Annotated in this window: 6 protein-coding genes and 1 other RNA gene; 2 read left to right on the forward strand and 5 right to left on the reverse strand. The window is 40.3% G+C overall.

Translation table 11 applies throughout. The annotated features are described in order from the left end of the window. Positions 1-4: 4 nt before the first annotated feature. From mapZ to QM409_RS08635, 5 genes are all read right to left on the reverse strand, one after another. Positions 5-1,411 carry a cell division site-positioning protein MapZ gene (gene mapZ, locus QM409_RS08615; protein WP_314847568.1) on the reverse strand — a complete coding sequence of 469 codons (1,407 nt, stop codon included), beginning with the start codon at positions 1,409-1,411 and terminating at the stop codon, positions 5-7. Positions 1,412-1,423: 12 nt separating this feature from the next. After that, complete coding sequence (locus tag QM409_RS08620) at positions 1,424-2,581, reverse strand: THUMP domain-containing class I SAM-dependent RNA methyltransferase (protein ID WP_414305527.1); 1,158 nt, start codon at positions 2,579-2,581, stop codon at positions 1,424-1,426. Positions 2,582-2,665: 84 nt separating this feature from the next. Continuing rightward, positions 2,666-3,047, reverse strand: an RNA gene (gene rnpB / locus QM409_RS08625) — RNase P RNA component class B. A 20-nt stretch (positions 3,048-3,067) separates the two neighbouring features. Beyond that, positions 3,068-3,397 carry a cell division regulator GpsB gene (gene gpsB, locus QM409_RS08630; protein ID WP_192855371.1) on the reverse strand — a complete coding sequence of 110 codons (330 nt, stop codon included), beginning with the start codon at positions 3,395-3,397 and terminating at the stop codon, positions 3,068-3,070. A 72-nt stretch (positions 3,398-3,469) separates the two neighbouring features. Then, entirely contained in the window at positions 3,470-3,997 is a 528-nt protein-coding gene (locus tag QM409_RS08635; RefSeq protein WP_261022159.1) for a DUF1273 domain-containing protein, read from the reverse strand. 65 nt (positions 3,998-4,062) lie between these two features. Here QM409_RS08635 and recU point away from each other — a divergent pair, with 65 nt between their 5' ends. Both recU and pbp1a read left to right on the forward strand, forming a co-directional pair. After that, entirely contained in the window at positions 4,063-4,659 is a 597-nt protein-coding gene (gene recU, locus QM409_RS08640) for a Holliday junction resolvase RecU (RefSeq protein ID WP_049544892.1), read from the forward strand. Continuing rightward, positions 4,656-6,836 (forward strand): penicillin-binding protein PBP1A, encoded by a 2,181-nt coding sequence (gene pbp1a, locus QM409_RS08645; RefSeq protein ID WP_414305528.1) that lies wholly within the window; start codon positions 4,656-4,658, stop codon positions 6,834-6,836. The genes recU and pbp1a overlap by 4 nt, the downstream gene beginning before the upstream one ends. The last annotated feature ends 174 nt before the right edge of the window (positions 6,837-7,010 follow it).

Raw genomic sequence — 7,010 nt, forward strand, 5'->3', positions numbered from 1 at the left:
CTGCTTAGTAGTCCAAGTCATCCGCATGTCCAGAACCATTTCCAACAAAGTATCCTGTCTTACAGTTAAGGGTAAAGAGATAGGTTCCATCTGGCTTGTAGAGGTTGTAATAACCATTGCCATTAACGATATTGACACGTTCAAGGATGTATTGGTTACCAGTGATATAACCACGTGAGCGTGAAGTCGCTAAAATTTGTTCCAAAACACCATCCGCGAAATCCCAGGCAGAGTTATTGCTATCATCAATAGCTGATTGGTTATAAGAAACACGACTCGCACTTCTTTGAACAGCAACTCCTGCACTTGATACACCCATATTGACTTCACTGCGGGTACTTCTAGTTTCAGTTGATGCCGTATTTGAACTACTTGGGCTTGTTTCACTAGCAGTATTTTCACTTGCTTGACGAGAACTTGAGCTGCTAGTTTCACTTGAACTTGAGCTTGAAGCACTTGTTTGCTGGCTCTTACCAAGACTGATAGCCTTATCTAGAACTTTATCAAGCTCCGTATTTCCAGTTTTAATATCTGTAAATTTAGCATCCGATTTGACTTTAGCATTGGTATCCAAGACACCATCCACAATAGCTGGTTTTTCAAATTGTGCATTGACATCTTGAATGGCCTTGATTTGCGTTGCTAGACTATCATACTTAGATTTGGCAAGGGTATGTTCACGACTACCTTCCAGCTTATCAAGCAAGGTCTTAAGTTGACTCAGTTTATCAAACTGACTATTTTTCAAAGCAGTTTTATTGCTATCTGTATAGAAGCCATCATATAAATTATTGAATTCTTCTACATCTGACTGCGTATTTGTAGTTGATTGAGAAGTCTGGATTTCCTTGGTCGAACGGGTCACTTGACGATAGACATAATAAGCACTGACACAGATAACCACTGATACGAGCGCCAAAGCGGTCAAAACAAAACCTTTTTTACTTTTCTTTTCTGGGTCCTCTTGATCCAGACGAGAAAGTTTTTTCTCCTCTTCCACTTCCCCAGTCATTTCTGCTGAATTTTCATCCTCTAGTACTATAGGATCCCAGTCTTTATCCTCATCGTCCAGAGGCAGTGGAGGTAAGATAGCTTCAGACGATAGAACTTCCTCTGAATAGGCTTCTGACTCCTCTACAGCTTCACGCACCTCTTGAATCAAGTCATCCAGACTCTGTGTTTCGATTAACTCCTCTTTTTTGTATTGGCGAGTCGCAAACTTATCTGCCTCAATTTCATCTTTATGTTGTTTCACATACTTGTCCAAGATAGAATCTCCAGGCAACACACCTGCTTCCACCTCTTCATTTTTTCGCATGGCTTCTCCAACTGTTAGCTCTTTAGCATCATCAAAATCAAATTGCGCTTCTTGGTGTTCTGCTTTATGACGATTACGTCTTTTCTTGCTCATGAGTTTTCCTTTCTACTTTACTTCCTGACGTTTAATACGCTGACCAAAATATTGATATAAATCAACTTTCAGGGTTCCATTGTACAACTTACGTTTCTTATCCGCCTGACTACCGTACTTGGTCTCAAAGGCTTCATCACTGGTTAAGATAAACTTGCTCCACGTTTTCAGAGGAGCAAATACTTGACCCATCTCAGCATAAAGCTTGGTAACCCCTGCATCATCTGACAAGCGTTCACCATAAGGTGGGTTAGAGATAATCACTCCATTTATTTTATCAGAACGCAAATCCTGCACGCGCATCTGCTTAAAGGTAATATCTCCTGCAACCCCTGCTGCCTGAGCATTGGCCTTAGCAATTTCCACCATACGTGCATCGATATCACATCCCATGATATCCAGTTCCAGCTCACGATCCACTTTCTTAGCCGCCTCTGTGCGCACTTCTTGGATCAAGCGATCGCTAATCCAGTTCCACTCCTCAAAGGCAAAGGAGCGACGAAGACCAGGAGCCATCTTTCTGGCAATCATAACTGCCTCGATACAGAAAGTTCCTGAACCACAGGTTGGATCAATCAAGGGCTTGTCTGGATACCAGTTAGAGAGCTGCAAAATAGCTGCTGCCATGTTTTCCTTGATAGGAGCGCCACCTTTTTCGGTACGATAGCCACGTTTAAAGAGGCTAGTCCCTGTCGTATCAATCATGACTGTTGCCACATCTTTGAGAATAGAGACCTCAATCTTGAACTCCGGACCATTCTCCATCAGAGGAACTCCTTCTGGACGGGCATAGTGTTTCTGCAATTTCTTAACAACAGCCTTTTTTGAAATTGCCTGTACACTTGGCTCATTGTGAAGCTTAGATTTAACACATTTGGCTTTTGAAATCGGGAATCGTGCCCCGAGCGGTAAATAATTTTCCCAATCTAGGGCAAATACTCCCTGAAACAGCTCTTCAAAAGTCTTAGCTGGGAAAGTTCCTACGATAATCTTGATACGGTCTGCTGCCCGAAGCCAGAGGTTGGTTTCGATAATGGCTCTCACATCTCCTTGAAAACGAACACGTCCATTTTCAACCTGACAATCGTAGCCAAGCTCTCGCACTTCACGTCCCACAACAGCCTCAAGACCCGCCGCAGCAGTAGCGATTAAATTAAATTCTTTTTTCATTTTCAGTCTTATAAGACCTTTCTATATGTCCACTTTAAAAAATGAGGTTGAGAAAGTTTTCTCAGCCCCAACCTATATGCAATTTTCTATAAGCCATGTTTTGTTCCAGAAGCGACTAGGACCACTTCCTTCGATAATCATCTGTCTACCACTAACAGCCTACAGCTGGTAGCAGTCAGAGCACTACGTTCGTTTCCGTGTACTCCATGCCCCGACCAAAATTTGGGTTGCTAGCTTGAGGGGTTTACCGCGTTCCACTCTCTCCGTTTCCAGAAAGACTCCGTCACTGTGGCACTTTCAAGCCTACTCTGGCCTATCCAAGAACTTAGCCATTTCAACTGCCGTAACGATTTCTCGTCCCTAGGCTTATGGTTTCGCCTAGCACAAACACTACAGGCATCACAGCCTGTGCTAGCATGGACTTTCCTCATGAAAAGAAATTCTCCTCACGCGATTATCCAAAAATTGCACTTTTCAAATAAGCTCTTATAAATCAGAGTTATCCAAAATTTGTTTCCCAAATACTTCTTTCTCAAGACGATTCAAACGTTTCAAAATATCAAAATTCGTCATAGAGCTTGTAGTTGCCGCTTCAAGAGATTCTGCTTGAACTGGTGAAGCCTTCGGTTTACGAGACAATTCTTCCTTCAACTCTGCAATTTCTTGACGGAGAGACTTGACTAAGGCAGCATAAGTTTCATAGTCCTTGATGACATCGTCCAAAAATTCATCAACTTCAACCTTACTATATCCACGAACTTCACGTCCAAACTCTTGCTCAAAAATATCTTTTGCTGAAAAAATAATACTTGCCATCTCTCTCTCCATTCTCGGTTTCTAATAGTATTATTATATAAAAAAAGGCAAACAAAAATCAAGGTCAAAGCCTTACTTTTCAGAAAAATTTTCTACCAGCTCATTTAAGTCTTCAAAGGTTAGCCTTTTTATACGATAGCCTTCCTGATTTGTCATCAGCTTGTCCATAAATTTTAATTTGGTCTCATTTTCTGGGTCATAGAAAAAATAGGCTAAATCAGTATTTTCCAGTAAAAATCGTTGGTAATCACGTAGTTGCCCCTTGTTTTCATACTTGGGATAGGCATATTTAACAAAATCTACTTGCTTGAATTGGCTAAGTTTAAGCTGATTCGCTTCATTCCAATTTTCCCCGTGCGTTTCAAAATCAAAAATAGTCGCTAGGCTGAAATCATACTCATCTTTCATTTCATTTGCGACATCAAGAACCCAGGATTCAAATCCCAAGCTCCCAGTAAAGACCAGCCATTTAAGCCCCTCTTCTGCTAAGTTTTCTAAATCTCTTCTAATCGCTTTCTTTATAATTTTTAACCTGATATCTTTTTCGTTAAAGACACCCAAATCAAAGCTAGAATAGCCCATAATTAAAGCTCTAGTCATTTTTACACCTTTCTTTATATTTTATGGTATAATAGAGTGATGTTATTGTACCAATAAGGAGAAATATGGTCAACTATCCTCATAAAATTTCATCAAAAAAAAGCCAAACATCCATTTCTCAACCAAAAAATTTCGCAAATCGAGGAATGACTTTTGAAAAGATGATCAACGCCACAAACGACTACTATCTTACGCATGGCATGGCAGTTATCCATAAAAAGCCAACGCCTGTTCAGATCGTTCGAGTAGACTATCCTCAACGTAGTCGAGCCAAAATTGTAGAAGCCTATTTTAGACAAGCTTCCACAACAGATTACTCTGGCGTGTATAGAGGACATTACATTGACTTTGAAGCCAAGGAAACACGACAAAAGAATGCTATTCCAATGAAAAACTTCCATCTTCACCAGATTCAACATATGGAACAAGTTCTAAAACAGCAGGGGATTTGCTTCGTACTACTTCATTTTTCTTCTCAACAAGAAACTTATTTGTTGCCGGCACTTGATTTGATTCGCTTTTATCATCAAGATAAGGGCCAAAAATCAATGCCACTTGGATATATCAAAGAATACGGATATTTAGTAAAGCAAGGAGCTTTCCCTCAAATTCCCTATCTCGATATTATCAAAGAACATTTACTAGGTGGTAAAACAAGATGAACAAACAAACTATTCTGCGATTCTTAAAGTATATTGGAATTACATTTCTTACCTTATTTATCGCATTATTTCTATTAGGTGGAGGTGCCTTCCTCTACTTTGTTAGCAAGGCTCCAGCCTTATCTGAAAGTAAATTAGTTGCGACAACCTCTAGCAAGATTTATGACAACAAAAACGAACTGATTGCTGACCTTGGATCTGAACGTCGCGTAAATGCTCAGGCAAATGAAATTCCTACTGACTTAGTCAAGGCAATTGTGTCTATCGAAGACCACCGTTTCTTTGATCATAGAGGTGTTGATACTATTCGTATCATGGGGGCAGCATTGAGAAATCTACAAGGAGGAGGTCTACAAGGTGCCTCAACCTTGACACAACAATTAATTAAATTGACTTATTTTTCTACTTCAACTGCTGATCAAACCTTGTCACGTAAAGCTCAAGAAGCTTGGCTAGCCGTTCAACTAGAGCAAAAAGCAACCAAGCAAGAAATCCTGACCTATTACATCAATAAAGTCTACATGTCCAACGGTAACTATGGAATGCAAACCGCAGCCCAAAATTACTATGGAAAAGACTTGAAGGACTTAAGCTTGCCACAGTTAGCACTCTTGGCTGGAATGCCTCAAGCTCCAAACCAATATGATCCTTATTCCCATCCAGAAGCTGCTCTAGAGCGTCGTAACTTGGTACTTTCAGAAATGAAAGGGCAAAAATACATTAGTGCAGAAGATTATGAAAAAGCTATTAATACTCCCGTCACTGACGGTCTCCAAAGTTTGAAGTCAGCCAATAGTTATCCAGCTTATATGGACAACTACCTCAAAGAAGTAATCGACCAAGTTGAACAAGAAACTGGTTACAACCTTCTTACTACAGGTATGGAAGTCTATACTAATGTCGACAAAGATGTTCAGCAGCGACTTTGGGATGTTTATAACACAGATGAGTATGTCGCTTATCCAGATGATGAACTTCAAGTAGCTTCTACTATCGTTGATGTAACAAATGGTAAAGTCATTGCTCAGTTAGGTGCCCGTCACCAATCAAGTAATGTATCTTTCGGAATCAACCAAGCCGTTGAAACCAACCGTGACTGGGGTTCTACTATGAAACCAATCACTGACTATGCTCCCGCTTTAGAATATGGAGTCTATGACTCTACTGCAACTATAGTACATGATGTTCCTTATAACTATCCAGGTACTGATACTCCCGTCTACAACTGGGATAAAGGCTACTTTGGAAACATTACAATCCAGTATGCACTTCAACAGTCACGTAATGTCACAGCCGTTGAAACTTTGAATAAGGTCGGTCTAGATAGAGCTAAAACTTTCCTAAATGGCTTAGGTATCAATTATCCAAGCATCCACTATGCAAACGCCATTTCAAGTAATACAACTGAATCTAACAAACAATACGGTGCAAGCAGTGAAAAAATGGCTGCTGCTTATGCTGCCTTTGCCAACGGTGGAATTTACCACAAACCCATGTATATCAATAAGGTCGTCTTCAGTGACGGTAGTGAAAAAGAATTTTCAGATGCTGGTACACGAGCTATGAAAGAAACAACTGCTTACATGATGACCGAAATGATGAAAACCGTCTTGGCATACGGAACTGGTCGTGGAGCCTATCTCCCATGGTTAGCGCAAGCTGGTAAGACAGGTACTTCTAACTACACAGATGATGAAATTGAGAAACACATCAAGAACACTGGCTATGTAGCTCCAGATGAAATGTTTGTTGGTTATACTCGTAAGTATTCTATGGCTGTATGGACAGGTTATTCGAATCGTTTAACTCCTATCGTTGGAGATGGTTTCCTAGTTGCAGCTAAAGTTTATCGCTCAATGATAACGTATCTATCAGAAGATACTCATCCAGAAGACTGGACGATGCCAGACGGACTTTTCAGAAACGGGGAATTTGTATTCAAAAATGGAGCTCGCCCAATATGGACTGAACCCTCTACTCAACAAAGTTCTACACCTGCTCTGGCAAATCAGTCTCCAGAGACCTCAACCTCTCAGTCAAGTGTAACGACACCAAACACAAATTCAAATTCAAATACATCTACTCCCCGTGATGGAACCAATGAAAATACGGCAACACAACAACCAAGTACCAATCAAGGTCAGCCTAATCAAAATCCTCAGCCAGTACAACAATAAATTACCAACCACCCCAAAATTGGGTGGTTTTACTATCTTTTTATTTGAAAAAAGACAGTAAAAAGCTCAAAAAATCACTTCCTGTGCTATACTGTAATTGAATTTTTTTTAGTTTTGGCGTTAGAACTGTTTCCTTAGTCCTAGCGCCTTTTCTTTTTGATAAGTCTGCTTGGT

It is taken from the genome of Streptococcus mitis, assembly GCF_047465045.1.
GTDB classification, from domain to species: domain Bacteria; phylum Bacillota; class Bacilli; order Lactobacillales; family Streptococcaceae; genus Streptococcus; species Streptococcus mitis_DT.